Source organism: Curtobacterium sp. PhB128, from assembly GCF_004340725.1.
Lineage (GTDB): Bacteria > Actinomycetota > Actinomycetes > Actinomycetales > Microbacteriaceae > Curtobacterium.
The window spans coordinates 1-26,242 of record NZ_SLUR01000016.1 but is presented as its reverse complement, the minus strand read 5'-3'; the positions used below and the strand labels follow the sequence as shown (position 1 = coordinate 26,242).

31 protein-coding genes are annotated in these 26,242 nt (G+C 71.1%); 25 read left to right on the top strand and 6 right to left on the bottom strand.

Features of this window, described 5'->3' with window-relative positions; translation table 11 throughout:
• Nucleotides 1-127: 127 nt before the first annotated feature.
• Nucleotides 128-568 carry an OsmC family protein gene (locus EDF23_RS18730; RefSeq protein WP_123339114.1) on the bottom strand — a complete coding sequence of 147 codons (441 nt, stop codon included), beginning with the start codon at nucleotides 566-568 and terminating at the stop codon, nucleotides 128-130.
• 176 nt (nucleotides 569-744) lie between these two features.
• Between EDF23_RS18730 and EDF23_RS18725 the strand changes: the two genes are divergently transcribed.
• Entirely contained in the window at nucleotides 745-1,788 is a 1,044-nt protein-coding gene (locus tag EDF23_RS18725; RefSeq protein WP_131922767.1) for an NAD(P)-dependent alcohol dehydrogenase, read from the top strand.
• 116 nt (nucleotides 1,789-1,904) lie between these two features.
• Here EDF23_RS18725 and EDF23_RS18720 read toward each other — a convergent pair whose 3' ends face one another.
• Entirely contained in the window at nucleotides 1,905-3,707 is a 1,803-nt protein-coding gene (locus EDF23_RS18720) for a gamma-glutamyltransferase (RefSeq protein WP_207895559.1), read from the bottom strand.
• 104 nt (nucleotides 3,708-3,811) lie between these two features.
• The gene (locus EDF23_RS18715) at nucleotides 3,812-4,630 is read right to left on the bottom strand and encodes a sulfite exporter TauE/SafE family protein (RefSeq protein ID WP_131922765.1); all 819 of its coding nucleotides are present in this window, start codon (nucleotides 4,628-4,630) and stop codon (nucleotides 3,812-3,814) included.
• 76 nt (nucleotides 4,631-4,706) lie between these two features.
• Here EDF23_RS18715 and EDF23_RS18710 point away from each other — a divergent pair, with 76 nt between their 5' ends.
• From EDF23_RS18710 to EDF23_RS18635, 17 genes are all read left to right on the top strand, one after another.
• Nucleotides 4,707-5,462, top strand: coding sequence for a helix-turn-helix transcriptional regulator (locus EDF23_RS18710; RefSeq protein WP_131922764.1), 756 nt, complete (start codon nucleotides 4,707-4,709; stop codon nucleotides 5,460-5,462).
• 76 nt (nucleotides 5,463-5,538) lie between these two features.
• Nucleotides 5,539-5,946 (top strand): metalloregulator ArsR/SmtB family transcription factor, encoded by a 408-nt coding sequence (locus EDF23_RS18705; protein WP_131922763.1) that lies wholly within the window; start codon nucleotides 5,539-5,541, stop codon nucleotides 5,944-5,946.
• Complete coding sequence (locus EDF23_RS18700) at nucleotides 5,943-6,419, top strand: SRPBCC domain-containing protein (protein ID WP_111085859.1); 477 nt, start codon at nucleotides 5,943-5,945, stop codon at nucleotides 6,417-6,419. Before EDF23_RS18705 ends, EDF23_RS18700 begins: the two co-directional genes overlap by 4 nt.
• A gap of 123 nt (nucleotides 6,420-6,542) precedes the next feature.
• Nucleotides 6,543-7,739, top strand: coding sequence for a peptidoglycan DD-metalloendopeptidase family protein (locus tag EDF23_RS19770; RefSeq protein WP_131922762.1), 1,197 nt, complete (start codon nucleotides 6,543-6,545; stop codon nucleotides 7,737-7,739).
• 120 nt (nucleotides 7,740-7,859) lie between these two features.
• Complete coding sequence (locus EDF23_RS18690) at nucleotides 7,860-8,054, top strand: ribonuclease PH (protein ID WP_131922761.1); 195 nt, start codon at nucleotides 7,860-7,862, stop codon at nucleotides 8,052-8,054.
• Nucleotides 8,051-8,452, top strand: coding sequence for a helix-turn-helix domain-containing protein (locus EDF23_RS18685; protein WP_131922760.1), 402 nt, complete (start codon nucleotides 8,051-8,053; stop codon nucleotides 8,450-8,452). Before EDF23_RS18690 ends, EDF23_RS18685 begins: the two co-directional genes overlap by 4 nt.
• A gap of 224 nt (nucleotides 8,453-8,676) precedes the next feature.
• On the top strand, nucleotides 8,677-9,774 hold the full coding sequence (locus tag EDF23_RS18680; RefSeq protein ID WP_131922759.1) for a type I restriction endonuclease: 1,098 nt from the start codon (nucleotides 8,677-8,679) through the stop codon (nucleotides 9,772-9,774).
• A 110-nt stretch (nucleotides 9,775-9,884) separates the two neighbouring features.
• Nucleotides 9,885-10,535: a DNA alkylation repair protein gene (locus EDF23_RS18675; RefSeq protein ID WP_165901213.1), complete on the top strand. Its 651-nt coding sequence runs from the start codon at nucleotides 9,885-9,887 to the stop codon at nucleotides 10,533-10,535.
• A 69-nt stretch (nucleotides 10,536-10,604) separates the two neighbouring features.
• Nucleotides 10,605-12,137: an MFS transporter gene (locus EDF23_RS18670; protein WP_243648991.1), complete on the top strand. Its 1,533-nt coding sequence runs from the start codon at nucleotides 10,605-10,607 to the stop codon at nucleotides 12,135-12,137.
• Between the two features lie 27 nt (nucleotides 12,138-12,164).
• Nucleotides 12,165-12,722 carry a TetR/AcrR family transcriptional regulator gene (locus tag EDF23_RS18665; RefSeq protein ID WP_131922757.1) on the top strand — a complete coding sequence of 186 codons (558 nt, stop codon included), beginning with the start codon at nucleotides 12,165-12,167 and terminating at the stop codon, nucleotides 12,720-12,722.
• 106 nt (nucleotides 12,723-12,828) lie between these two features.
• Complete coding sequence (locus EDF23_RS18660; RefSeq protein ID WP_131922756.1) at nucleotides 12,829-13,716, top strand: aminoglycoside phosphotransferase family protein; 888 nt, start codon at nucleotides 12,829-12,831, stop codon at nucleotides 13,714-13,716.
• Between the two features lie 124 nt (nucleotides 13,717-13,840).
• Nucleotides 13,841-15,034 (top strand): zinc-dependent alcohol dehydrogenase, encoded by a 1,194-nt coding sequence (locus tag EDF23_RS18655; RefSeq protein ID WP_111085852.1) that lies wholly within the window; start codon nucleotides 13,841-13,843, stop codon nucleotides 15,032-15,034.
• Nucleotides 15,034-16,119, top strand: a complete 1,086-nt coding sequence (locus EDF23_RS18650) for an NAD-dependent epimerase/dehydratase family protein (RefSeq protein ID WP_131922755.1) — start codon at nucleotides 15,034-15,036, stop codon at nucleotides 16,117-16,119. The genes EDF23_RS18655 and EDF23_RS18650 overlap by 1 nt, the downstream gene beginning before the upstream one ends.
• Nucleotides 16,120-16,313: 194 nt before the next feature.
• Nucleotides 16,314-16,667, top strand: a complete 354-nt coding sequence (locus EDF23_RS19415) for an SHOCT domain-containing protein (protein ID WP_123294873.1) — start codon at nucleotides 16,314-16,316, stop codon at nucleotides 16,665-16,667.
• Nucleotides 16,664-16,918: a c-type cytochrome biogenesis protein CcmI gene (gene ccmI, locus EDF23_RS18640; protein WP_123294874.1), complete on the top strand. Its 255-nt coding sequence runs from the start codon at nucleotides 16,664-16,666 to the stop codon at nucleotides 16,916-16,918. Before EDF23_RS19415 ends, ccmI begins: the two co-directional genes overlap by 4 nt.
• 9 nt (nucleotides 16,919-16,927) lie before the next feature.
• Nucleotides 16,928-17,347 (top strand): DUF6314 family protein, encoded by a 420-nt coding sequence (locus EDF23_RS19410; RefSeq protein WP_165901212.1) that lies wholly within the window; start codon nucleotides 16,928-16,930, stop codon nucleotides 17,345-17,347.
• A gap of 4 nt (nucleotides 17,348-17,351) precedes the next feature.
• A complete protein-coding gene (locus EDF23_RS18635) occupies nucleotides 17,352-18,017 on the top strand; it encodes a pentapeptide repeat-containing protein (protein WP_123937311.1) in 666 nt (221 codons plus the stop codon).
• Between the two features lie 83 nt (nucleotides 18,018-18,100).
• Here the strand turns inward: EDF23_RS18635 and EDF23_RS18630 are convergent, their stop codons facing one another.
• Nucleotides 18,101-19,087, bottom strand: coding sequence for an NAD(P)/FAD-dependent oxidoreductase (locus EDF23_RS18630; protein WP_131922753.1), 987 nt, complete (start codon nucleotides 19,085-19,087; stop codon nucleotides 18,101-18,103).
• Nucleotides 19,088-19,154: 67 nt separating this feature from the next.
• Between EDF23_RS18630 and EDF23_RS18625 the strand changes: the two genes are divergently transcribed.
• Nucleotides 19,155-19,763, top strand: a complete 609-nt coding sequence (locus tag EDF23_RS18625; RefSeq protein WP_131922752.1) for a helix-turn-helix transcriptional regulator — start codon at nucleotides 19,155-19,157, stop codon at nucleotides 19,761-19,763.
• A gap of 18 nt (nucleotides 19,764-19,781) precedes the next feature.
• Here EDF23_RS18625 and EDF23_RS18620 read toward each other — a convergent pair whose 3' ends face one another.
• Together EDF23_RS18620 and EDF23_RS18615 are read right to left on the bottom strand one after the other, a co-directional pair.
• Nucleotides 19,782-20,459, bottom strand: coding sequence for a hypothetical protein (locus EDF23_RS18620; protein ID WP_131922751.1), 678 nt, complete (start codon nucleotides 20,457-20,459; stop codon nucleotides 19,782-19,784).
• Between the two features lie 95 nt (nucleotides 20,460-20,554).
• A complete protein-coding gene (locus EDF23_RS18615) occupies nucleotides 20,555-21,310 on the bottom strand; it encodes a glycosyltransferase family 2 protein (RefSeq protein ID WP_123937314.1) in 756 nt (251 codons plus the stop codon).
• A gap of 52 nt (nucleotides 21,311-21,362) precedes the next feature.
• Here EDF23_RS18615 and EDF23_RS18610 point away from each other — a divergent pair, with 52 nt between their 5' ends.
• The 6 genes from EDF23_RS18610 to EDF23_RS18585 are packed head-to-tail and all read left to right on the top strand — an operon-like array spanning nucleotide 21,363 to nucleotide 26,117.
• On the top strand, nucleotides 21,363-21,788 hold the full coding sequence (locus EDF23_RS18610; RefSeq protein ID WP_123339094.1) for a MarR family transcriptional regulator: 426 nt from the start codon (nucleotides 21,363-21,365) through the stop codon (nucleotides 21,786-21,788).
• A 57-nt stretch (nucleotides 21,789-21,845) separates the two neighbouring features.
• Nucleotides 21,846-22,487: an MBL fold metallo-hydrolase gene (locus tag EDF23_RS18605; protein ID WP_131922750.1), complete on the top strand. Its 642-nt coding sequence runs from the start codon at nucleotides 21,846-21,848 to the stop codon at nucleotides 22,485-22,487.
• Nucleotides 22,488-22,542: 55 nt separating this feature from the next.
• Nucleotides 22,543-23,232 carry an HAD family hydrolase gene (locus EDF23_RS18600; protein ID WP_131881863.1) on the top strand — a complete coding sequence of 230 codons (690 nt, stop codon included), beginning with the start codon at nucleotides 22,543-22,545 and terminating at the stop codon, nucleotides 23,230-23,232.
• Nucleotides 23,233-23,272: 40 nt separating this feature from the next.
• Nucleotides 23,273-23,755, top strand: a complete 483-nt coding sequence (locus tag EDF23_RS18595) for a GNAT family N-acetyltransferase (protein ID WP_235035794.1) — start codon at nucleotides 23,273-23,275, stop codon at nucleotides 23,753-23,755.
• A 50-nt stretch (nucleotides 23,756-23,805) separates the two neighbouring features.
• Complete coding sequence (locus tag EDF23_RS18590; protein ID WP_243648990.1) at nucleotides 23,806-24,426, top strand: TetR/AcrR family transcriptional regulator; 621 nt, start codon at nucleotides 23,806-23,808, stop codon at nucleotides 24,424-24,426.
• Nucleotides 24,423-26,117, top strand: coding sequence for an MDR family MFS transporter (locus EDF23_RS18585; RefSeq protein ID WP_131922749.1), 1,695 nt, complete (start codon nucleotides 24,423-24,425; stop codon nucleotides 26,115-26,117). Before EDF23_RS18590 ends, EDF23_RS18585 begins: the two co-directional genes overlap by 4 nt.
• Nucleotides 26,118-26,242: the final 125 nt, after the last annotated feature.

The window sequence follows — 26,242 nt, the reverse complement described above, 5'->3', positions numbered from 1 at the left end:
CCGGTTCAATACCGAGCTCACGCCCTCGCGGCCTAATCTGACTTCACGGTCCAACAAACCGGGACCAGTTCACAGCTGGCACCGGGCCTCCCGTCAGGTGGTCGGTCGCGTCTCGGACGCGACCCGACTACTGCTCGAACGTCGCGTCGAGCGTGATCTCGACGCCGGTGAGCGCCTTGCTGACCGGGCAGGTCGCCTTGGCGTCCTCGGCGGCCTTCAGGAAGGTCGCCTCGTCGATGCCGGTGACCTCACCGTGCACGGTCAGGGCGATGCCGGTGAGCTTGAAGCCGCCAGCCGAGTCCGGGCCGAGCGAGACGTCGGCCTTGACGTCGAGGGCCTCGACCGTGCCGCCGGCCTCGCCGAGGACGGCGGAGAACTGCATGGCGTAGCAGGCCGAGTGTGCGGCGGCGATGAGCTCCTCGGGGCTGGTGCTGCCACCGGCCTCGTCAGCGGCGCGCTTCGGGAACGAGACGTCGTAGGTGCCGACCTTCGAGCTGGAGAGTTCGACCTGGCCGGAACCGTCGTTGAGGCCGCCGTTCCAGGCGGTGCGTGCGGTGCGCGTGGGCATGGCCGCTCCTTTCGTGTGGGGGATCGGACCCGAGCGGGACCGTCGCAGCCGAGTCAAGCGGAGAACGCACGTTCTCGCAACCGGCTCACGGCGAAGACGCAGGCTTCGCCGTTCTGAGCGACAGGTGTTGCCCACAACAACAGGTGTAGCGTGATGGTGTTCAAAGGAGACCCATCATGCGCGCCGTCGTGTTCGAGCAGTACCAGACCTTCCCGTCCCTGACGGAGGTCCCGAAGCCCACCCCGGGTCCGGGGGAGGTGCTCCTCAAGGTCGCAGGTGCCGGCGCGTGCCACTCGGACGTCGCGGTGTACCGCGAGTTCGCCGCCGGTGCTCCGGGGTCGCAGCGACCCCCGTTCGTCCTCGGGCACGAGAACTCCGGCTGGGTCGAGTCCGTCGGCGACGGCGTGACCGGGTTCACCGAGGGCGACGCCTACCTGGTCTACGGGCCGGTCGGCTGCGGGCACTGCTCGTACTGCTCGAAGGGGCAGGACACCTACTGCGAGAACGCCGCGACGAACCCCTACATGGGTATCGGTCTCGGGCGCGACGGCGGCATGGCGGAGTACGTCAGCGTCCCTGCTCGCAACCTCGTGCCGCTCGGCGACGCCGACCCGATCGCTGCCGCACCGCTCAGTGACGCCGCGCTCACGCCGTACCACGCGATCAAGAACGCGCTGCCGAACCTGGCAGGCGGGGGCAAGTACGCGCTCGTCGTCGGGCTCGGCGGCCTCGGGCAGATCGCCGTGCAGATCCTCACCGCGCTCACCGGCGCCACGGTCATCGCCACGGACATGAAGCAGGACGCCATGGACCGCGCCGCCGCCCGGGGCGCGATCACCGTCCCCGGCGGGCCGGACCAGGCCGCTGCGATCCGCGAGATCACCGGCGGCCGCGGGGTCGACGCTGCGTTCGACTTCGTCGGAGCGACGCCCACCATCAAGGTCGCGCAGGCCTCGATGGCGGTCGGTGGCCGGTTCACCGTCGTCGGGATCGCCGGCGGTACCACCGAGTGGAACTTCTTCGCGACGCCGTACGAGTCGACGATCACGAACACCTACTGGGGCACGATCGAGGACCTGCACGAGGTCGTCGCGATGTACCGCGCCGGGCAGATCGTCCCCGACGTCGAGCGCTACGCACTGTCGGACGCGCTCGAGGCCTACCGGAAGCTCGAGGCCGGCGAGCTGTCGGGTCGAGCGGTCGTCGTCCCGACGCTCTGACGCGGGGCGCCTCGCGGCGTAGCTGGTCGAATCGGGCGTACCTGGTCGGAAGTTCTGACCAGGTACGCCCGATTCCGCTTTCCAGCGCGGGTGTTCTGGGAAGTAACGACCCCGGGTCAGCGGCCGGCGGCGTAGCCCTGGGCACCGCGTGGGTTCGCCGCGGCGCCGAGTACGCCCGTCGCCGGGTCCCGCGTCACGCAGGACAACCGTCCGAGCGACCAGTCGCCGGCGCGGTGGACGACGTGACCACGTGCCTCGAGTTCCGCGATGACGTCGTCGCCGAGGCGGTCCTCGACCACGAGCCCCGCCGGCTCCCACGTGCGCGGCCAGAACGACCCCGGGAACGACGTCGTGTGCAGCGCCGGGGCGTCGATCGCCTGCTGCGGGGTGTACCCGCCGACGATCCACCGGAGCAGGAACAGCAGCTGCCACTGGTCCTGCTGGTCACCGCCGGGCGAACCGACCGCGGCCACGGGGACGCCGTCACGCAGCACCAGGGTCGGTGTCAGGGTCGTGCGGGGGCGCTCGCCGGGGCGGAGCGTCGACGCCGTGCCCGGTTCGAGCCAGGTCATCTGCAGCCGGGTGCCCAGGCAGAACCCGAGCTCCGGGATCGTCGGCGACGACTGCAGCCAGCCGCCGGACGGTGTCGCGCTGACGATGTTGCCCCAGCGGTCCACCACGTCGATGTGGCAGGTGTCGCCCCGGGTCTCGCCGTCCGGGGCCACGAACGGCTCGCCGCGGTCCTCGACCGGCGCGACGGGAGCGACCGGCGCGCGCTCGGCGTCCCGCGCGACCTGCACCGTGGGTTCACCGAGACCAGCGCCGTCGCCGGCGGAGTACGCCGTCCGGGCCGGCGGCATCGTCCGCTCGACGCCCGCGATCGTGCCCGGTCGCAGCTCGGCCGAGGCCCGCTCGCCGATCAGCGCGCGCCGCTCGTCGGTGTACGCGTCGGAGAGCAGCACGTCGAGCGGGACGTCGCCGTCGCCGTAGAACGCCTCGCGGTCGGCCATGGCGAGCTTCTGCGCCTCGACGATGGTGTGTGCGCCGACTGACGCCGACGGGTCGAGCAGTGCGTCGTCGAGCGGTTCGAGCAACCGCAGGGTCTGCAGGAGCGCCGGACCCTGGCCCCACGGCCCGGTCTTCGCGATCGTGCAGCCGCGGAACTCCGCCGTCGCCGCGGGCTCGTACGACGCCCGGAACGCCGCCAGGTCCGACGCCCGGATGACCCCGGCGTGGTCGCTGCCCGACGCGTGTCGGTGCGGCTCCCGCACGAAGCGGTCGATGGCCTCGGCGACGAAGCCCCCGGCCCACTCGCTCCGCGCGGCGTCGATGCGCGCGGTCCGACTGTCGGAGCCGTCACCGGCGTCGACGAGCCGGTCGAGCACTGCGGCCAGCGTCTCGTTGCGCACCAGGTCCCCGGGGACCGGCACCGTGCCTCCCGGCAGCCACTGCGTGGCGGACGTGGGCCAGTGGTCACGGAACAGTCCCTGCACGGCGGTGATCGTCCGGACCACCCCGGCTGCGACCGGGTGGCCGTCACGGGCGTAGCCGATCGCCGGCGCGAGGACGTCGGCGAGCTCCCACGTGCCGTGGTCGCGGAGCAGCAGTAGCCACGCGTCGACGGCACCCGGGACGGTGGCGGCGAGTGCGCCGGAGCCGGGGACGAGGTCGAGGCCCTCGGCGCGGTAGTGCTCGGGTGTCGCACCGGCCGGTGCCGGCCCCTGGCCGACGAGCACGACCGGGGTCGGGTCCGATGCCGTCGCGAACACCGCCGTCAGGTCGCCGCCCGGGCCGTTCAGGTGCGGTTCGACCACGTGCAGGACGAACGCGCCCGCGACGGCTGCGTCGAAGGCGTTGCCGCCGCGTTCGAGCACCGACTGCGCGGTGGCGGTCGCGATCCAGTGCGTCGCGGCCGCCATGCCGAACGTGCCCTGCAGGTCCGGGCGCGAGGTCTGCGTGGCGGGTGGGACGAAGGCGGGGTTCGGCGTCGGCATGCACCCATCCTGTCCCCGGGGCTCGCCGCTCAGCCCAGGGCCACGACGATCCCCGCTGCGACGAGCAGCGCGACGTACCCCCAGGCGTGCACGACCTCGGGCAGGTGCGGCGGGCGACGTCGGAGCAGCACGATGACCGGCATCGCGCCGACCAGCAGGGCCACGGCAGCCCGGACGTCGACGGCGCCGACGAGTCCGGCGGCGTGCGGGACGACCGCCGGCAGCAGCATGGTCACCGCGGCTGCGGGCAGCGTGATCGCCAGCGTGAGGGGGTTCGCCAGCGTTGTCGCCGCGGTCATGGTGGCACCGGACCGGCGCAGCATCGGGACCGTCACCACGCTGCCGCCGACGCCGAGGAACGCCGCGACCGCACCGATCGGGAGGCCCGTGGCAGTCGGCACGCCGGTGCGGGTCGGTCCGTGGTCGCGTCCACCGCCGCGGGTCGCGACCGCGCGGTCCGTCGCCGAGCTGCGCAGGAAGCCCGGGCGCAGCAGCAGGTCGGCGACCGTGACCCCGAGGTAGGCGACGAAGCCCCAGCGCAGGAGCGCGTCCGGGGCCCCTCGTGCGGCGAGCACCCCGACCGCGCCGCCGACCCCGAGCAGGACGAACAGCGGCGAACGGCCCCGGAGTGGTGCGAGTGCGCCGCGCCGGGCTGAGACGGTGGCCACGGCGGCGTTCACGAGCATCACGAGGGCCGAGGTCGCCGTGGCCACCCGGACGGCGTCGCCACCGAGGGCTGCGTCGGCGACGGTGATGATCGGCACGGTGACGAACCCACCGCCGAACCCGAACAGGACGGTGGTGACCCCGACCAGGGCCCCGATGACCACGAGCACGACGAACGACATGCCTCCATCCCAGCCGGGATCACCACGGCGGACGATCGGGTGTGCGGCAGGTCCCTTCGAGACCTAGCCTCGACGTGTGCGCAACGTCCCGGTCTCGGAGTTCGACCACCAGCCGTTCGACGTCCTGCCGATCGGCACCGACTACCCGCCGGACCACCTGCTCGCCCGGCACGAGCACCGACGGGCGCAGCTGCTCTACGGAGCGAGCGGCGTCATGCTCGTCGAGACCGACGACGGCTCGTGGACCGTGCCGACCGACCGGGCCGTGCTCATCCCGCCCGGGGTGCCCCACGAGGTCCGGATGCTCGACGTCAGCACCTGGAGCCTGTACGTCGAGCCGGACGCCGTGCCCTGGTGGCCGACACGGTGCACCGTCGTCGAGGTCGGGCCCCTGCTGCGCGAGGTGCTGCGCGCCGCCAACGCGCTCGACGTGCCGTACGACGACGGCGGCCGGGACAGCACCCTCGTCCGGCTCGCCCTGCACGAGCTGCAGCGCGTCGCACCGATCCCGCTGAGCGTCTCGCTGCCGCCACGGGGTGTCCTGCGCGACCTGTGTCGGGCGTACCTGGCCGAGCCCGACGTCCACGTGACGAACGCCGACTGGGCGCGTGCGGCAGCCGTCTCGGAACGCACCCTCGACCGCCACTTCCGTGCGGCCACGGGAGTGGGCCCCGCGAGCTGGCGGGTGCGTGCGCGACTGTTGGCGAGCCTCCCGGCCCTGCGACGCGGCACCGTGACGGAGGTGGCGGGCCGACTCGGCTACGCGACCCCCGCGGCGTTCACCGCCGCCTTCTCGAAGGCGTTCGGGGCCCCGCCGTCCCGGTTCCGGTGAGGCTTGCGCTCCCGCGAGCACGAGCGCATACTGAACGAAACGGTTAATTAACCGTCTGGTTCACCGAGAGGCGACGATGGAACCCGACCACACCGACGTCGTCCTGTCGGCGCTCGCCGACCCGATCCGACGGCGCATCGTCGAACGGCTCGGCAAGGGTGAGGCGACCGTCTCCGAGTTGTCGGAGCCGTTCGACGTCAGCGCCCCGGCGATCTCGCGGCACCTCGGCGTGCTCGAACGCGCCGGCCTCATCACGCGCGAGCGGCACGGCACGTGGCGCACGTGCCGTCTTCGGCCCGAGGCCGTCGACGAGCTCGGCGCCTGGCTGGGCCGGTTGCGTCCCGACTGGGACCGCCGGTTCGACCGCCTGGAGGCCCTGCTCGCCGCCCAGCGCACGCCCGCCCCGGTGGGCAGCCCGTCCACCGCCCCACCCGCCAGTTCCGCCAGTTCCGCCTTCACCGTCGATCCGCAGGAGCAGTCATGACCGAACAGTTCACCGCCCACGCCACCCACCGCTTCGCCCACCCCGTCGCCGACGTCTACCGAGCGTTCGTCGACCCGGCGCTGCTCGCGCTCTGGTTCGGCCCCCTCGGCTTCCACGTCCCCGTCGCCACCGTCGAGGTCGACGCACGGGTCGGTGGTGCCTGGAACCTCACGATGGTCAGCAACGACAACGCCGAGTGGTCGTCGCCCGTCACCTCGACCCTCGAGCAGATCGAGGAGAACCGGATCATCGTCGGCACCTCGACGGCGCACGGCATCCCCGGGGTCGAGGACGGCACCGCGCTGTCCCTGACGCTGGAGTTCGCCGAGGACGGCGACGGCACGATCGTCACCCTGACGCAGGGACCCTTCCCCGAGTTCATGCGCGACATGAACATCGCCGGCTGGACGCAGTCGTTCCACAAGCTCGAAGCACTGCTGGCGACACCGAAGGAGTTCTTCCAGCAGCCGTAGCCGCACCCCCCTGTCAAGGGGTTGTGCGCCCCGCGCAGAAAAGCGAACATCGTTCGGTGACTCGTACAGGGCGAGCGCCGAACGACTGCGCAGGGGCGTGGTCGGTTCCGAGTCAGGGGATCCATGACCACCACTCCGTCGACCGTCGCACGTGCGCGCCGACTCCCACGCTTCGCCGGCGCGCTCACGGTGCTGGCCCTGGCCGCCGGTGCCCTCGTCGCGACCGCTGAACCCGCCGCGGCATCGGCGGTGTGGGTCGGATCGGCACCCGCCGGCACCAAGATCAACCCCGGCGACCAGGTGACGTCGCCGAACGGCCAGTTCAAGCTCATCATGCAGGGCGACGGCAACCTGGTCGAGTACGGCATCGGGAACCGCGTGCTGTGGGCCTCGAACACCGCCGGTTCCCCCGGTGCGATCGCGGTCGTCGGCAAGAACCGTGCCCTCGACATCACCAAGAACGGCAAGCGTCTGGCCCGCTGGGCCTCGGCCGGCACCGTGAACTCGACGGCGCTGAAGATCCGCGCCGACGGCACCATGGCGCTGCTCGCCGGCAAGTCCGTCGTCGTGAACTGGACCACCTACCAGGACCGGGTCGCCTCGGGGAACACGCTCCTCGGCGGCACCGTGCTGCGCTCCGACACCACGAACACACGCATCCTCAACATGCGCACCGACGGCAACCTGGTGCAGAAGGTCAGCGGCCGAGTCGTCTGGCAGTCGCGGACCGGCGGGCACCCCGGCGCCTGGGCCGAACTGCAGTCCAAGGGCAACTTCGTCATCTGGACCCGTGACGCATCGCGCAAGAAGGTCGCGCTCTGGACCTCGCGCACCGGCACGGCCGGCTCCGGCAACCTGCTCGTGCAGGTCGACGGCAACGTCGTGCTCTACGGGGCCAAGGACACCCGCGTCTGGTCGAGCCGACCCGTCACCGGACTGGCCTGGCCCGTCAACGGGACGAAGATCACCGGCAAGTACGGCGACGACCGTGGCGCCGGACACGTCCCGCGCTACCACCAGGGCACCGACGCGCCCGTGCCCGTCGGTACCCCGGTGTACGGCTCCGGCACCGGCGAGGTGACCAAGACGGTGGCGAACGACGCCTCGTACGGCAACTACATCGTCGTGACCTACGGCATGACCGCGGTGCTCACCGCCCACCTCAGCAAGATCGAGGTGAAGAAGGGCCAGATCGTGAAGCTCGGTACCGAGATCGCGAAGTCCGGCAACACCGGGCAGTCGACCGGCCCGCACGTGCACGTCGAGACGCGGCGGAACGGCACGCTCGTCGACCCGTTGAAGAACATGCACTTCCGCTGATCCGGGGCCGGTGGAGGCGCGGGCGCCCGGCACCTTCTCATCCCGACTCATGCCGCTTCGTCTATAGCGCTTGACTTGAACGGTCAAGCGCTCTAGACATAGACTGTGAAACGACAGGCGGTGCTGAAGCGAATCAAGATCGCGGCACGTGCTGCGGGCCTCGAGTACCGCGAGGTCGAGTTGACGAACCACACCGGTGTCGTCGTCGGCAGTACTCGGAGCACGATCGGTCGGCACTCCGAGATCGCAGACGGCACGGCTCGTGCGTTCTTCAAGCAGTACGAGCAGGAGCTCGGAAAGGGGTGGTGGCGATGACCTACACGTCACGTGCACATCGTGAGGGCAACTGGTGGATCGTGCAGAACGATCAGTTCCCCGGCGCGATCTCACAGGTCCGCCGGCTCGACCTCGCCGCTGATGCCCAGCGTGAGGCCATCGCGTTCGTCGCCGAGGTCGACCAAGACGAGGTCGTGGTCGTCATCCGAGTGGAACTCGAACCGGCGCTCGCCCGGTCGCTCGACGAAGCTGTCGCACTCCGCGCCGAGGCCGAGGTCAAGGAAGCGAGGGCGCTGTCGCTTCGGCGGGCCATCGCGATCTCACTCAAGGACGACGGCATGACGCTGCGCGACATCGCGGTCGTGCTGGGGGTCTCGTACCAACGGGTGCACCAGCTCGTGCGCGAAGGGGAACCCGTGGCGCTCGCGGCCTCCTGACCGCCAGCGATCCGCGGGGGAAGTACAGAGGCCCCACCGAAGTGGGGCCTCGCGCCCGGTAGTCGAGACATCCGGGGTGCGGTCCTAGCGTAGCGCGCCCAGTCGTGTGCAATGCTGATGTTTCGCATACGGTGCGGCGCTCATCACCCACGAAGTGGGGTGAGTGAACCATCGATTGATGACAGGTCGTCAACTAGCGTTGGATCGATCACAGGGGAGAAACAATGGAGTTCGAAGAACGCCTCGCTGCGCTGGCGACCAAGGTGCAGAACCAGCGCGAGGCCATCCAGACCGAAGAGGCGACGAAGAACGCGTTCGTCATGCCGTTCATCTCGACGATCCTCGGGTACGACGTCTTCAATCCGCTGGAGGTCGTGCCCGAGTTCACGGCTGACGTCGGGGTGAAGCGCGGCGAGAAGGTCGACTACGCGATCATGCGCGACGGCGAGGTGCAGATCCTCATCGAGTGCAAGAAGTCGACCGAGCCACTGAAGATCGAGCACGCTTCGCAACTGTTCCGCTACTTCTCCGTCACGAACGCCCGGATCGCGGTCCTGACGAACGGCGAGGTCTACAACTTCTACACGGACCTCGATGCGCCCAACAAGATGGACGATCGCCCGTTCCTGGTGTTGGACCTCGCCGACATCGACGAGACCCTCCTTCCCGAGCTGAGCAAGCTCACGAAGGACGTCTTCGACCTGGACTCCGTCATCAGCGCTGCGGAGGAACTCAAGTACGTCGGCTCGATCAAGCGGGCGATCGCCGCGCAGTTCCGCGAGCCGGAAGAAGACTTCGTGCGTCTCTTCACGTCACGTGTCTACGACGGGCGTTTCACGCAGGAGGCGCGGACGCAGTTCACGGCGCTCGTAGCGAAGGCCTCGAAGCAGTTCCTCAACGAGCAGGTCAACGACCGCTTGAAGACGGCCCTCGGCGCCTCGTACAGCGCGCCCATCGGCGCAGAGGCGCCGGCGGAGACGGTCACCAGCGCGGCTGTGGCGGAGGATGACCTCGACCGCGACACCGAGATCGAGACGACGCTCGAAGAACTCGAGGGTTACCAGATCGTCAAGGCCATCGCCTGCAGTGAGGTCAAGCCGGATCGCATCGCGCACCGTGACCAGAAGTCGTACTTCGCGGTGCTGCTCGACGACAACAACCGCAAGCCGATCGCCCGCCTGTGGTTCAACGGCAAGAAGCAGAAGTACCTCGGGCTCTTCGACGAGGCCAAGGTCGAGACGAAGCACCCGATCGAGAACCTCGACGACATCTACCTCCACGCCGAGGCAATCCGAGAGGCTGCGCAGCGATTCTCGAATTGATGGGCCAACGGTGTGCCGCTTCGTGAGCAGGAATGGTCGGGTCGCCTTCGGGCACCCGACCATTGCTGCTCACGAAGTGCGGGCGGGGCGGCGCGGATACCCTTGACCGGATGACATCGCGCGGCGGGACCGGGGCTGGGAGCGGGGCTGACGCGGAGGCCGTGCTCGTCGCCTTCGCGCGCACCAGCGGGGACGTCGCGGCAGCGCGCCGGGTCGCACGTCGGTTCGAGGGCCTCGACGACGGCGAGCGCTCGGCGCTGCTGTGGAGCGACGACGACGGCGCGAAGCTCATCGCCGTGCTGCTGCTGGTGCAGGCGATGCGCGAGCACCCCGATCCGGAGCTGACCGACGAGTACCTGTCGGCAGCGAAGGCCGAGCGGTTCGACGACCCGGCGCTGGTCGACCTGGCAGCCGAGGAGCTCGTCGGTGCGCCGCTCGTGGGTGGCTCGACGGGGCCGCTGTTCGCGCTCGTGAAGTCCGACGTGGCGATGGTGCGCCGGATCGCGGTCGTGGCGACGCTGGCCTTCGCGAAGCAGGGCGACGCCGAGGTGCCACTCGGGATCGCGGGACGCCTGGTGCGGGAGCGGAGCGACACCGTGCAGTCGGCGCTGGGGTGGGTCCTGCGCGAGACGGGCAAGCGCGCGTCGGAGCCGGCGCTCGTGGCGTTCCTCGAGAAGAGCGGACGGTTCCTGGCGCCTGCGGCGCGCCACACGGCGACCGAGCACCTGCCGCCGGCGGATCGCGACCGCCTGCGGGGTTGAGGACGAACGACGCTGACAACCAACTGTGCAGTCGGCTCTACCGACCATATGGTCGGTTAGGGTCTCCGGGTGACCGAAACCACCCCGAGCACCAGCACCGCCCCGATCCACCGCGCCTCCGTCCGTGAATGGGCGTCCCTCGGCGTCCTCACCCTGGCCGTGGTGCTGCTCGCGATCGACGGCACCGTGCTGGCCCTCGCCGTCCCGTCGCTGACCGCGGACCTCGACCCGACCGCGACGCAGGTGCTCTGGATCGGCGACGTGTACTCGTTCGCGCTCGCGGGGCTGCTCGTCACGATGGGCAACGTCGCCGACCGGATCGGCCGGAAGCGCCTGCTGCTCATCGGCGCGGTCGCGTTCGGCCTGGCCTCGGCCGCCGCAGCGTTCGCGCAGACGCCCGAGCTCCTCATCGCCGCGCGGGCACTGCTCGGCATCGCCGGAGCGACCCTGATGCCGTCGACCCTGTCGCTGGTGCGCACGATCTTCCGCGACGCCCGGCAGCGCACCACCGCGATCGCCGTGTGGTCGGCGGGTGCGACGGGCGGTGCCGCCGCCGGACCGCTCGTCGGCGGTGCGCTGCTCGAGCACTTCTGGTGGGGCTCGGTCTTCCTCATCAACATCCCCGTCATCGTCGTGATCGTCATCGCCGGAGCCATCCTCCTGCCCGAGTCGAAGGGCGGCTCGCGCACCCCGATCGACCTGCTCTCCGCCGTCCTCTCGGTGCTGGCGATCGTGCCGCTCGTGTACGCCGTGAAGCACGTCGCCGGGCACGGGTTCGACTGGACGGTGCCCCTGACGGCACTCCTCGGCATCGGCGCCGGCTGGTGGTTCGTCCGCCGCCAGAAGCGCCTCACGACACCGCTCATCGACCTGCAGCTGTTCCGGATCCCGGCGTTCTCGGGCGCCGTCGTCGCGAACTCGCTGTCGGTCTTCGCGCTGAGCGGACTGCTGTTCTTCTTCTCGCAGTACCTGCAGCTGGTCCGCGGGTTCACGCCGCTGCTCGCCGGAGCGGCCGAGCTGCCGGCGACCCTGGCCTCGATCGCGGTGATCGCGATCATCGGGCTGCTGTCCCGGCGGGTCGGACCCGGCCGGTCGATCGGTCTCGGCCTGGCGGTCGCCGCTGTGGGCATGGCCGGCCTCGCATTCGCCGAGGGGCTGCCGACGTACTGGGGCATCGCGATCGCGCTCGCCGTGGTCGGCCTGGGCGTCGGAGTCTCGATGACCCTGGCCACCGACGCAGTGGTCGCCGCGGCACCTCGGGAGCGTGCTGGTGCGGCCTCGGCCATCTCCGAGACCGGGTACGAACTGGGTGTCGCGCTCGGCATCGCGGTGCTCGGTTCGTTGCAGACCGCGTTCTACCGGTCGAACCTCGACGTCACGAGCGGCGCGGTCAGCGGCGGTGTCGGCGACCGGATCCGTGAGTCCCTGGCGTCGGCGTCCCAGGTCCTGCAGGACGGTGACCCGATCCTCGAGCACGCGCGGCACGCCTTCACCGGCGGCATGCAGCTCGCCTCGATCTGCGCGGCCGTGGCGCTCGCCGTCGCCGCCGCGGTCGCACTCCGGGTGATCCCGAACCGGCAGGATGGACCGCATGAGCACTGAAGGTCGTCATGAGCGTTGAAGGTCGTCATGAGCACTGACGGCACCCGCGATCGTGAGCGCACCCGCCAGGCGGTCCTCGAGGCTGCCGAGCGGCTGCTCGCCGAGCGCGGCACCCGGGTGAGTGTCGCCGAGATCGCGGCGGACGCCGGCGTCTCCAAGAGCGGCCTGCTCCACCACTTCCCGTCGAAGGACGAGCTGCTCCTCGCCGTCGCCACGCACGGTCTCGCGACGTTCAAGGACGAGGTGCTGCGGCACGTCGACCTGGCCGAGAACCGCCCCGGCAAGGTCCTCCGCGCCTACGTGCGGACCCTGTGCGGCGGCAGCCAACGCGCCATGGAGGTCTTCTCGCCGACGGCGCACTGGACCGGTCTGATGGCGGTGCCGGGCGTCGAGGCGGTCGTCGCCGCGGACGCCGAGGACTGGCGCGCGGTGTTCGCGCGCGACGGCCTGCCCGAGGACCGCACGTTGGTCGTCCGGCACGCGGCCGAGGGCCTCGCAGCAGCTGTCGCCATGCCGCCGTACCTGGACGCACGCGAGCTGACGGTCACCCGTGACGCGCTGCTCGCCCTGGCAGAACCCGCCTGACGACCCGGCCAGGAGGCCCGGTGCCGGCCCGCCCCGCCGGTCACCAGGGCAGGCGGCCGGCCCGACCCCCGTGGTCCGGTCGGCGGTATCGGCCTACCCTGGGGCCATGCACACCGAAGTGCCCCGGATCGACGCCGCACTCGTGGAACGACTCGTCGCGACGCAGTTCCCCGAGTGGAACGGCCTGCCCGTGCGCGAGGTCGACCACCAGGGCTGGGACAACCGCACGTACCGACTCGGCGACGCGCTGTCCGTCCGGCTGCCGAGTTCCGCCGGCTACGTGCCCGGGGTCGAGAAGGAGCAGGACGTCCTGCCGTACCTGGCACGCCGGTTGGACGTCGCGGTCCCCGAGCCGGTCGGCCTCGGCGAACCGGGCGAGGGGTACCCGTTCCCGTGGTCGGTCAGGCGGTGGCTCGACGGGACGGTGGCCGCGCGTGCGGTCGACCTCGACCACGAGCGCTTCGCCGCCGACGTCGGCGCGGTGCTCCGGCAGCTCCGGAGCCTCCCCGCCACCGGGGGCCCGACCGCCGGCGTGCACTCGTTCCACCGTGGCGAGCACCCCTCGGTGTACGGAGCCGAGGTCGTCGCGGCGCTCGACACCCTGGGCGCGCAGGTCGACCGTGCCGCGTGCGAACGCATCTGGGACGACGCGGTCGCCTCGACCTGGGACCGTCCGGGGGTCTGGTTCCACGGGGACGTGGCGCCGGGCAACCTGCTCGTGGACGACGCGGGACGCCTCGCCGCCCTGATCGACTTCGGCACGTGCGGGGTCGGCGACCCGGCCTGCGACCTCGTGCTCGCGTGGACGTTCCTCGAGCCGGCGGCGCGCCCGGTGTTCCACGAGGCCGTGGGGCTCGACGCCGCTGCGTGGGCCCGGGCGCGTGGCTGGGCGCTGTGGAAGGCGCTCATCATGCTCGCGGGCAGTGCCGGCCCTGGCGACCGCGCGGAGCACGAGCGCGTGCTCGCCACGGTGCTCGAGGATCCGGTCGTCTGACCGGGCGACGGAGCCCCGAACCCAGGCGGGGCTGTGAACGCACCACGGGGCGGGCGCGTACCGAGGAGGGAGAAGCGAGCCGCGCCTCCCGGCCGGCCCGAAGCGACCACGAGAGGAACGCGACGTGCGCGCACTGACCTGGCAGGGCACCGAGAAGGTGTCCGTCGAGACCGTCCCCGACCCGACCATCCAGGAACCGACCGACGCGATCGTGCGGATCACGTCCACGGCGATCTGCGGCTCCGACCTGCACCTGTACCGGGTCCTCGGCCCGTACATCGACAAGGGCGACGTCCTCGGCCACGAGCCCATGGGCATCGTGGAGGAGGTCGGCAGCGCCGTCACGAACCTCAAGGTCGGCGACCGCGTCGTCGTCCCCTTCAACATCTCGTGCGGCCACTGCTGGATGTGCAAGAACGGCCTGCAGTCGCAGTGCGAGACCACCCAGGTCACCGAGTACGGCTCGGGAGCGGCGCTCTTCGGCTACACGAAGATGTACGGCCAGGTCCCCGGCGGCCAGGCCGAGTACCTCCGGGTCCCGCACGCGGACTACGGCCCCATCGTCATCCCGGACGACGGCACGCCCGACGACCGCTGGCTGTTCCTCAGCGACATCCTGCCCACCGCGTGGCAGGCCGTGCAGTACGCGAACGTGCCCGAGGGCGGCACACTCGCCGTGCTCGGACTCGGCCCCGTCGGCCAGTTCGCCGCCCGCATCGGCAAGCACCTGGGCTACCGCGTGCTCGCCGTCGACCCCGAACAGGTCCGCCGCGACCTGGGGGCGAAGCACGGCGCCGAGGTGTTCGACCTGACCAAGGACACCGTGCCGGAGCTCGTCGACCTGACCGACGGCCGCGGCCCGGACGGTGTCGTCGACGCCGTCGGCATGGAGGCGCACGGCAACCCCGTCGCCGGCTTCGCGCAGCGTGCGGCCGGGCTGCTCCCCGACGCCCTGGCGCAGAAGGCGATCGAGGTCGCCGGCATCGACCGGCTCGCAGCCGTGCACGCCGCGATCGACCTGGTCCGTCGCGGCGGCACCGTGTCCCTGAGCGGCGTCTACGGCGGCATGGCCGACCCGATGCCGATGATGACGCTCTTCGACAAGCAGATCACCATCCGCGAGGGCCAGTGCAACGTGAAGCACTGGATCGACGACATCATGCCGCTCGTGCAGGACCCGTCGGACCCGCTCGGCACGCTCGACCTGACCACGCACCGGGTGTCGCTCGAGGACGCCCCGCACATGTACGAGGTGTTCCAGAAGAAGCAGGACGGCTGCGTCAAGGTCGTGCTCGACCCCGCACTGGCTGCCGCCTGATGCGGATCGTCGTCGTCGGCGGGACCGGCAACGTCGGGACGGCGGTGCTCCGTCGGCTCGCGCAGGCGCGGGTCGCCGCGCGGGCGGACGGGGCTTCGCCCGGTGCCTCCGACGGCGACGGGCGCGGCGGCAGCGTCGAGATCGTCGGGGTCGCGCGGCGGCTGCCGGACGTGCACGCGGAGCCGTACGGTTCCGCGGTCTGGCACGCCGTCGACATCGGCGCGTCCGACGCGGTCGGCCAGCTCACCGCGGTCTTCACCGGAGCCGACGCGGTGATCCACCTGGCCTGGGCGCTGCAGCCGACGCACGACATCCCGCTGCAGTACCGGACGAACGTCACCGGCACCGCGAACGTGCTGTCGGCCGTGGCGCGAGCAGGGGTGCCACAGGTCGTCGTCGCGTCGTCGGTCGGGACCTACCGAGGCGTCGACGCCGCGGGCAAGCGGGCCCCGGTCGACGAGAGCTGGCCGACCGACGGCATCCCCACCGCGACGTACTCGATCCACAAGGCCGAGAACGAAGCGGCGATGGACGCGTTCGAGGCAGACCATCCGTCCGTGGTCGTCACGCGGCTGCGCCCGGGGCTGATCTTCCAGCGGGACGCCGCCGCCGAGATCCGTGGGCTGTTCCTCGGACACCTCGTGCCGATGTCGATCGTGCGCTGGATCCGGTGGCTCGTGCTGCCCCTGCCGTACCCGTTCGTGTTCCAGGCGGTGCACGCCGACGACGTCGCGGACGCCTACTGGCGGACGGTCGACCAGCGGGCCGGTGGAGCGTTCAACATCGCCGCGTCGCCGGTGCTCAACCCGCCGCGGCTGGCTCGCGCTTTCGGCATGCTCGGCGCCGTCCGGATCCCCCTGGGACTGCTGCGCGGGATCGTGACGCTGACGTGGCGGCTGCGGTTGCAGCCGACGGACGCCGGGTGGATCGACATCGCGGCCGGCGTGCCGATCATGCGGACCGACCGTGCCCGGTCGGTGCTCGGATGGGAGGCCCGGCACACCTCCGAAGACGCGTTGCGTGCGCTCGTGGCCGGGTTCGCGGACGGTGCGCACGTGGCCGCGTCGGATCCGCTGCGGGGGTAGCTGGGCTGGGGCTGGGCTGGGCTGGGCGGGGGCTGCCGGGGGCTGCAGGGGCGTTGCGGGTGCTTTCGGGCGTACCTGGTCGGAAGTTTCGACCAGGTACGCCCGATTCCGCTTCCCATCGCGGGTGTTCTGGGAAGGAACGGGCGCTCGGGTCGCGCTACGCTTCGCTCGTCGTTGTGAGAAGGGGGAGCGCGATGGTGCTCAGTTGGTCGGCGTTCGGTGAACTCGAGGGACCGGGCGGCTCGGGGATGCCCGACCTGTTCGGCGGTTGGTTCGGCATCGCGTTCGGGGTCGTCGCAGCCCTGACGATCCTCACCACCCTGACGATCGTCGTCCTGACGCTCTACCGAGGCAAGCGGATGGCCGACCGCGGTCAGAACCCGCTCACCATGCAGGAGGACATCGCGTACCAGGCGATGCAGAGCCGGACGCTCGCGCCCGAGAAGCCGCTCGAACAGCGGTTGGCGGAACTCGACGACCTGCACGCTCGCGGTGTGATCTCCGACGAGGAGCACCGGGCGGCGCGAGCCGAGGCCCTGCGCGGATGATCGCCTCCGAGGAGCTGCACAACCCGCTCATCCCGCCGCTGTACGACATCGTGTGGAGCGTGGCGATGGGGCTCATCGTGGTAGCCGTCGTCGTCACCGTGTGGATCGCGGTCGTCCGGAGCCGTCGCTCGAACGGTGCGCCCCGGACGCTCCGCGAGCAGCGGTTGGCGGAACTCGACGACCTGCACGCTCGCGGTGTGATCTCCGACGAGGAGCACCGGGCGGCGCGAGCCGAGGCCCTGCGCGGTTAGCCTGGGGCGGTGCTGCTGCCGACGGACCTGCTGGGGGAGTGGGTGCTCCGCCGGACCCTGGACGACCGGCGTGCCGGCGTGCAGGGCGTCGTCACCGGCACCACGACGCTGACCGCGGTCGGCGCGGACGAGGTGCGCTGGGACGAAGCGGGCGTGATGACCTTCGACGGCCGGACCACCCCGGTGTCCCGGACGCTGACCGTCCGGCGCGACGATGACCACGCGTGGACCGTGCACTTCGCTGACGGCCGGGTGTTCCACGACTGGGTGTGGGGAGCGAGCGTCGCCCACGCCTGTGCACCGGACGACTACACCGGGGCACTGGACGGCGACGAGCAGCGGTGGACCGTGCGCTGGGAAGCCCGGGGCCCGGCGAAGGACTACCGGCTCGACAGCGTGCTGGAGCGTCACCGGCACGCGCCAGACTGAGTCCATGGCACGTTCCTCCGGCACCGAAGCCCCGCGCATCACCCTGACCGAGCCCGTCGACCTGCAGGACTGGGTCCCCGGACCCGGCGACGTCCTGACCGGCGACCGCATCGAGGGGAAGCGCATCGGCGTGCTCGACCTGGCCGGTGAGCGGCTGCCCGATCTCGAGATCGAGGAGTGCGTCATCGACACGCTCCGGGGCGACGGCGCCGACTTCCGTGGTCTGCGGGTGCACGACTCGATCATCGACACGCTCGACGCCCCGGTGCTGCGGGCATCGAGCAGTTCGTGGCGCGAGGTCCGGGTGTCCGGCGGTCGCATCGGCTCGGGTGAGCTGTACGACTCCGGGTTGAACGGCGTCGAGTTCGTCGGGATGAAGTTCGGGTTCGTGAACTTGCGCGGATCGACGCTCACCGACGTGGTGTTCCGCGACTGCGTCATCGACGAGCTCGACATCGCGGACGCGAAGCTGCTCCGGGTGTCGTTCGAGGGCAGCAGCATCCGCGACGCCGAGGGCTCCAACACCCGGATCGACCACGTGGACCTGCGGGGTGCGGACCTCGACCGGGTCGAGCGCCTCGAGGGGTTCCGCGGTGCGACGATCGGCGCCGACCAGCTGTACACGCTCGCCCCGCTGCTGGCGGCGCAGGCGGGCTACCGCGTCGACTGACGGCTGCCCCGAGTCTCGGGCCGGCTGCCCCGAGTCTCGGGGTGGACGACACTCCTCGCGGCTCCGAGCGCGAGGACTGTCGCTCAGGCCGAGACTCGCCCGGAGCCCGCCACCGCGGCCAGCGCCGCCGCGAGGTCGGCCTGCACCAGGTCGCCGTGGGCGGCCGCTCCCGCCTGGACCCCGGCGGCAGCGGACGCGATGACCGTCGCCATCGGAGCGGCCACGTTGCCGGCCGCGTACACACCGCGCACCGAGGTCTGCCCGGCCGGGTCCACCGTCAGCGCACTCGCGTACCGGAAGTCACCCATGAACTGGTCGGTGGCGACCAGGCCGAGCCCGGACAGGAAGTCCACGCGCGCTTCAGCGGAGCTCGCCGCGGCGAGGGCGTCGAGTTCGACGACCTCGCCGGAGCCGAGCGTGACCCCGGTCAGCGTGCCCTCCGACGAGCGGACCTGCGTGACCGTGTCGTCCACGACCTCGATCCCGCGGGCCCGCAAACCGGCCAGGGCGGTGTCATCGACGAGTGCCGGATCGGTGACGAACGCCGTCACGTGCTCGCTCAACGCCCGGAACATCAGCGCGTGGTGCACGCCGTTCGGTGTCGTCACGAGCACGCCGATGCGCCGGTCGCGGATCTCCCACCCGTGGCAGAACGGGCAGTGCACGACCCCGCGCCCCCACTGCTCGGCCAGGCCCGGTACCTGCGGCAGGACGTCCACGGCGCCGGAGGCGACGACGAGCCTGCGGGCGGTGACGACCGTACCGGAGTCCAGCGTGACCGAGAAGCCGACCGGGTCGGTACCGTCGCCCGTCGTGGCGGACGCGGCCACGATCCTCCCGGCCGTCACCTCGACTCCGTAGGCGGCGACCTCGTCGCGACCGATCGCGGACAGCTCGGCGGGGGCGATGCCCTCGCGCCCGAGGTAATTGTGGGCGCCGGCCGACGGCGCGTTGCGGGGCTCGCCCGCGTCGACGACGAGGACGGAGCGGCGGGAGCGCCCGAGGACGAGGGCGGCGGAGAGGCCGGCGGCTGCTCCGCCGATGACGATGACGTCGTAGTGATCACGCATGCAAGGAGCATGCGGCCGATGGGTCGCGGACAGCAAGGAACCTTGCTGATGTGGCAACCTGGGCAGCATGTCCCACGGCCCGCAGGAACCAGTCGCCCCCCGCACGACCGCCCAGGTCGTCGACGGCGTGGGTCCCCGGTTGCGCGCGCTCCGTGCCCACCGGGACGTCACGCTCGCCGCCCTGTCGGAGGAGACCGGGGTGTCGGTGAGCACGCTCTCGCGGCTCGAGTCGGGACAGCGCAAACCGACGCTCGAGCTGCTGCTCCCACTGGCGCGGGCGTACCAGGTGCCGCTCGACGACCTGGTCGGAGCGCCCCAGACCGGCGACCCCCGGGTGCACATGAAACCCGAGGTGCACGGCGGCCGGGTCGTCGTGCCGCTGACGAAGCGAACCGGCGGCGTGCGGTCGTTCAAGCAGCTGTTCCCGCCGAACACACCGGGCGGTGAACCGTCGCTCAAGACGCACGAGGGGTACGAGTGGCTCTACGTGCTGTCCGGCCGCCTGCGCCTGGTGCTCGGCGAACACGACCTCGACCTCGGGCCGGGGGAGGTCGCCGAGTTCGACACCCACACCCCGCACTGGACGGGCAACGTCACCGATTCGGTGACCGAGGTGCTGTGCCTGTACGGGCCTCAGGGGGAGCGGGCGCACGTGCGGTCGAGACCGACGCGCTGACCCGCTGGCCCGCTCGATCTACGCCGTGAAGACGTGGTCCATGACGTCGTCGAGGAGACCCGAGGTCTCGATGTTCGACTGCTGGATGTGGATGCCGATGTCACCACGCGTGAAGTAGGTGTCCCCGTCGGTGACGGGGTACTGCTCGTTCTTCGACACCTTCTGGCACTGGTAGCCCTCCGCCTCGTTGCCGCAGTCGTAGCCGTCGTCCGGCAGCTTCTGCAGCGCTGCGCTCGCGGTTGCCGAGTCCACGACGTCGACCGCGATCGACAGGTAGGAGATGTCGGCCTGCGGTTCCCGCCACACGCAGTACAGACGCTTGCCGTCGGCCTGCAGGACGGGGGCGAAGGCACTCTTCGGGATCGCGATCGGGTCGCCGACGACCGAGGGGTCGTTCAGCGGAGTGGAGGCGAACGCGTCGTCCCACTTGCCGGGGGTGATGAGATCGGTGCAGCTCGCCGGCACCGTGCCGCCGTCGTAGTCGACCCCGGGGACCTGCGTGATCGTCGATGTCGGCTCCGGAGTGCTGCTCGGGCTGGCGCTCGGTGTGCCGGTGCTCTCCGCCGTCGTCGCGGACGGCGTACCCGGCCCCGCTGGTGCGCTCTGGGCGCAGCCCGACAGGGCGAGTCCGATCGCCAGCGCCGCAGTCAGCGTCGCCGTGATCCCGGATGTCGTCGTGCGCGCTGATCGCCGCATCGTTCCCCCTCGTTCGTCGTGCGGACGTGCCCGCACGATCGAACGTAGGCGGACGTGCTGGTGGCGTCCGCAAGCGTCACCGTTCCGTGACCCCGTCAGCGCGTGCGCCACCCGCGCCGCACCCGCAACCCGGCGCGCACCCGCCGCGCCCACCGACGCACCGGGTTCGCCCGCCGGCCGTTCACGCGGAACGTGTGGAAGGCGCGTCGAGTCCGCAACAGTGCGGACGGGAGGCCCGACAACGGTCGCGCGGACACCTGCACCGTGAGCACGGGGTCGGCCACCACCCGCCAGGCCGGGTCGAGCTGCATGCTCAGGTCGACGTCGTCGTGCACCTCGGGGTCCTCGCGGTGCGCTCGGCTGCGGACCGCGTCCCAGGTCCACCGCCGCATCGCCATCGCGGAACCGAACAGCGGTGGGCGGCCGAGCGCGGCCCACATGAGCGCGAAGTACGGCCGCATGTAGACGGCGTCCCACAGTCGGCCGATCAGCGGTCCGCCGTCGTGCGGGCATCCGGGCCCGGTCACCGCGACCACCGACGGATCGGCCAACAGCCGCACCGCGTCGGCGATCCACCCCGGCGGCGGGACGGAGTCGGCGTCGAGTCGGACGAGGACGTCCCCGGAGGCCCGGTCGTAGCCGCGCGCCGAGGCCCGGGCGATGCCACGGATGCGTTCGGTGAGCACGATCGCCCCCGCTGCCTGGGCGACCTCGGCACTGTCGTCCCGGCTGCCGTTGTCGACCACGACGACCTCGTCGGCGAGCAGTGTCTGCACCGCGAGGGCGTCGAGGCAGCGTCGCAGGTGCGCAGCGTCGTCACGCACGGGGATGACGACGGAGACGCGGACCATCCTCCGATCCAACCGGAGGTCCGCTGTGCGGCCACGCGGTAGCGTTCCGGGCATGGACCGGACCGACGAACTCGCCGTGGAGCTCCGGCACGCGATCGGTCGCGTCGTGCGCGCTGCGAAGCGGGAGGCGGACTCGCTGCCGACCGCCCACGCGACGACCCTCGGGTTCCTCGAGCGCGAGGGGCCGATGCCGATCGCCGAGCTGGCACGTCGCCGGGCGGTGAAGCACCAGGGGCAGTCGCGCACGGTCGGGGAGCTCGCCGACCTCGGGTACGTCGAGCGGACGACGTCGGACACCGACCGCCGCGTGTCGGTCATCCGCATCTCCGACACCGGCAGCGAGGTCCTCCGCCGGGACATGACGGCGCGGGCCGACTGGTTGGCGACGGCGATCCGCGAGGAACTCGACGACGAGGAACGTGCGGCCCTCGAACGTCTGCCCGGCATCTTCGAACGGTTGGCCCGGCGCGCCGACTGAGTGCTCCCTCACCCGGATCGGCCACCAGAAGTACAACACAGTTGTAGTGTTGTCGTCATGGAGCTGACGAAGTACACCCACGCCACCGTCGTCCTCGAGCAGGACGGCACCACCCTCGTCATCGACCCGGGTGTGTTCACGCCCGAGGCCGCCGACCTCGTCCGCGCAGCCGCCGGCGTCCTGATCACCCACGAGCACCCCGACCACTTCGACGTCGAGGCCGTCCGCGCCGGGCTCGCCGCGAACGACGCTCTCGTGGTGCGGGCGCCCGGTGCGGTCGTGGAACAGCTCGGCGACCACGGCGGTCGCGTGACCGCAGTGCACGCCGGTGACGCGTTCGAGATCGGCCCGTTCTCGGTGCAGGCCTTCGGCGAGCAGCACGCCGTCATCCACCGCGACATCCCGACGATCGCGAACGTCGGGTACCTGGTGAACGGCACCGTCTTCCACCCGGGTGACGCGTACCTCGAGCCGGGTGTCCCCGTGCAGACGCTGCTCCTGCCGACCAGCGGTCCGTGGACGAGCACCGCCGCCGCGGTCGACTACGTCCGATCGGTGGCGCCGGAGCGTGCCGTGCAGATCCACGAGGCGATGCTGAGCGACCTCGGCCAGCAGTCCACCGCGCGGTTCCTCGGCTCCGATGGTCTCGGACCGGTGCCGGTCCTGATCCTGCCTGCGGGGGGATCGATCACCGTCTGACGGACGCGACCGTGCTCCTGGGAGGCGATCCGCGCCTCCCAGGCAGCATGGAGGGATGTCCGACGCTCCCTCGACCGCAGTCCTCTTCGACATCGACGGCACGCTCGTCGACTCGAACTACGCCCACATCGACGCCTGGTGGCGCGCTGCTCGCGCAGCGGGCGAGTCCGTCGACGCTTGGCGGATCCACCGCGCGATCGGCATGGACTCCGCGAAGCTGCTCGAGACGCTGCTGCCGGACGCGTCCGACGAGACGCGCGACACCGTCAAGCAGTTCCACACCGCCTACTTCGCCGAGCACATGCCGCAGCTGCGGCTGCTGCCGGGTGCTCGCGACCTGCTCCGCGCGGTCGCCGAGGCCGGGCACGCCGTCGTCCTGGCGACGAGTGCGCCGGAGCACGAACTGACGCGGCTCCGCGAACTGCTCGACGCCGAGGAGTGGCTCACCGCGGTGACGAGCTCCGAGGACGTCGAACAGGCGAAGCCGGACCCCGGGATCATCCAGGTGGCGCTCGACCGGGCCGGTGTGCGTGCTGACGCTGCCGTGATGGTCGGTGACGCGATGTGGGACGTCGAATCGGCCGGACGCGTCGGCGTGACCTGCGTCGCGGTGATGACCGGCGGCATCGGCGGCGACGAACTCCGCGGCGCCGGCGCCGCCGAGGTCCACGACGACGCCGCTGCCGTGCTCGCCGCGCTGCGGTCCGGGGACGGCGCGATCGCCGCGCTGGGTGGGCGCGCGTGAGCGTGCACCGCTGCCGGCATCCGTGACAGGATCGTCGACCGTGATCACGATCGAACGCGTGTCCTGGGGCGACCCCCGATCCGTGGCGCTCCGCGCCCGCATGGACGACGAGATGCACGAACGCTACGGTTCGTCGAACGGCGACGAGGACCCGGCGATCACGGCTGAGCGGAGCCGCGCGCTGTCCGTCGATCCGTCGACCGTCGTCGCCTCGGTCCTGGCGCTCGACGAGTCCGGTGACGCCGTCGGGCACATCGCGATCCGCCGTCTCGGCGACGAGGTCGAGCTGAAGCGACTGATCGTGCTGACGTCGGCTCGCGGCAAGGGCGCCGCCACCGCACTGCTCGACGAGTGCGAGCGCATCGGCCGCGAGCTCGGCGCACCCCGGCTCATCCTGCAGACCGGTGACAAGCAGCCCGACGCGGTCGCCCTGTACGAGAAGACCGGGTGGAGCCCGATCCCGGTCTACGCGCCGTACGCGGCGACGATGCCGTGGTCGTTCTGCTTCGAGAAGGCGCTCTGAGGCTTCCCGTCCGTATTGCACTCTCAGGGAGATAGTGCAATTCTTGCTCGGTGAGCACCACCGAACGCACCCGCGCACTGCGCCGACGCATGATCGTCGAAGCGCGTCGGGCGACCGTCGAGCACGGGTTGAGCGGTTTCACGATCGAGCAGCTCTGCGAGACCGTCGGGGTGTCACGGCGCACGTTCTTCAACCACTTCGCGTCGAAGGACGACGCCGTGCTCGGCATCGAGCTGCACGCCGACGTCGAGGTGATCGAGGCCTACGCCGCCGGCGGGGCCGTGCCTGCAGGCCTCGGTCCACTCGACTCGATCGTCGCCCTGGCGATCGACCAGGTCCACCGCTACGGCATCGACCGGTCGGACGAGGTCCTGGTGCGCCGGGTCTTCGAGCGGGAGCCGGCACTCGTCGCGCGGTTCCTGTCGGCGACCGACGTGCAGCTCGCCCGCATCACCGCGGCGCTGCGACAGCGGTTCGGCTGGTCGGATCCGTCCGACCGCCGGGCGCGCCTGGTCACCGAAGCGGCCGCGGCGCTGGCGAAGGTCACCGCCGAGACCTACTTCGACGACGCCTTCGACGAGGCCACCGGCCCGCCGTTCGACGAGCTGCTCACCCAGAACCTCCGCCTGATGAGGGCGGCCATCACCACCGGACAGGACTCCACACCATGAGCGCAACCGCGCCGGGCACCACCAAGCGTGCCCGCCCCGGCACCGACGGACCGCTGCTGCTGACACAGCGCCGGATCTGGATCATCTTCTCCGCGCTCATCGCAGGGATGCTGCTCTCCAGCCTCGACCAGACCATCGTCTCGACGGCGATGCCCACCATCGTCGGCGAACTCGGCGGCGTCGCGCACCAGGCGTGGCTGACGACCGGGTACCTGCTCGCCTCGACCATCGTGATGCCCGTCTACGGCAAGTTCGGTGACGTCCTGGGCCGCCGCAACCTGTTCCTCATCGCGATCGCCCTGTTCACCATCGCGTCGGCCGGGTGCGCCTTCGCCGGCGACTTCACGCAGCTCGTCGTGTTCCGCGCCATGCAGGGGCTCGGCGGCGGCGGTCTGATGATCCTGTCGCAGGCGATCATCGCCGACATCGTGCCCGCTTCGCAGCGCGGCAAGTACCTCGGCCCGCTCGGTGCGATCTTCGGCCTGTCCGCGATCGGCGGCCCGCTCCTCGGTGGCTTCTTCGTCGACCACCTCACCTGGAACTGGGCGTTCTACATCAACATCCCGGTCGGCATCGCGGCGTTCTTCGTGGCGTGGTTCGCGCTGACCCTGCCGAACAAGAAGGCGACGAAGCGCATCGACGTGCTCGGCGTGCTCTTCATGTCCGCCGCGACCACGTGCCTGGTGTTCTTCTCGGAGTTCGGCGGCAGCAAGGACCACGGCTGGGACGCCCCCGAGACCTGGGCGTGGTTCGCCGGGCTCGTCGTCTCGGCCGCGCTCCTCGTGCTCGTCGAGTCGCGTGCGCAGGACCCGGTCCTGCCGCTGTCGTTCTTCAAGAACCGCACCTTCCTGCTCGCGACCGGCATCGGCCTGGTGCTCGGCATCGGCATGTTCGCCGCGATCGGCTTCGTCCCGACGTTCCTGCAGATGGCATCAGGCACCTCGGCCGCGGTGTCGGGTCTGCTGATGCTGCCGATGATGGTCGGCCTGATCGGCACCTCGATCGCGTCCGGCAACCTGATCACCAAGACCGGCCGCTACCGGATGTTCCCGATCATCGGCACGGTCCTGGTCGCCATCGCGATGCTCGCCATGACCCAGCTCGCCGCGGCCACCCCGATCTGGCTGATCTGCGCGTACCTGTTCGTCTTCGGCGCCGGGCTCGGACTGATCATGCAGGTGGTCGTCCTGGTCGCGCAGAACGCCGTGCCGGCCGAGCAGGTGGGCACCGCGACCTCGACGAACAACTACTTCCGCGAGGTCGGCGCCTCACTCGGGACCGCCGTGTTCGGTGCCCTGTTCACGGCCCGGCTCACGACGTCGCTCACCGACGTGTTCACCGGTGCCGGCGGCTCGGCGACCGATGCGGCGTCGTCGGCAGGCAGCATCGACCCCGCGACCGTGGCGAAGCTGCCCGAGGCAGTGCAGGACGGCATCGTGAACGCGTACGCCGACTCGCTGGCGCCCGTGTTCTGGTACCTGCTGCCCTTCATCGCGGTGGCGTTCCTGCTCGCCCTGTTCCTGCCGCAGATCACGCTCTCCGACACGGCCGGCATGGTCGCCCGTGGTGAGGCCGTCGGTGGCGACGAGGCCGACGAGCTCGAGCGTGCGCAGCGCGAGGGCCGGGCGGAGTCCGTGTCGGCGGAGTCCGGGTCGTCGGGTGGTGAGACGCCGGACCGCGCGCAGCAGTAGTCCGGTCCCGGCAAAGCGACAGATCTCCGTGCTTGGGTTCAAGGGGTGGTTGCAACACCTTGAGTGGTGAGGTGTTGGTGTGGGTCGTTGGCACACGCGTGAGGACAAGCGACGGTTCTGGGCTG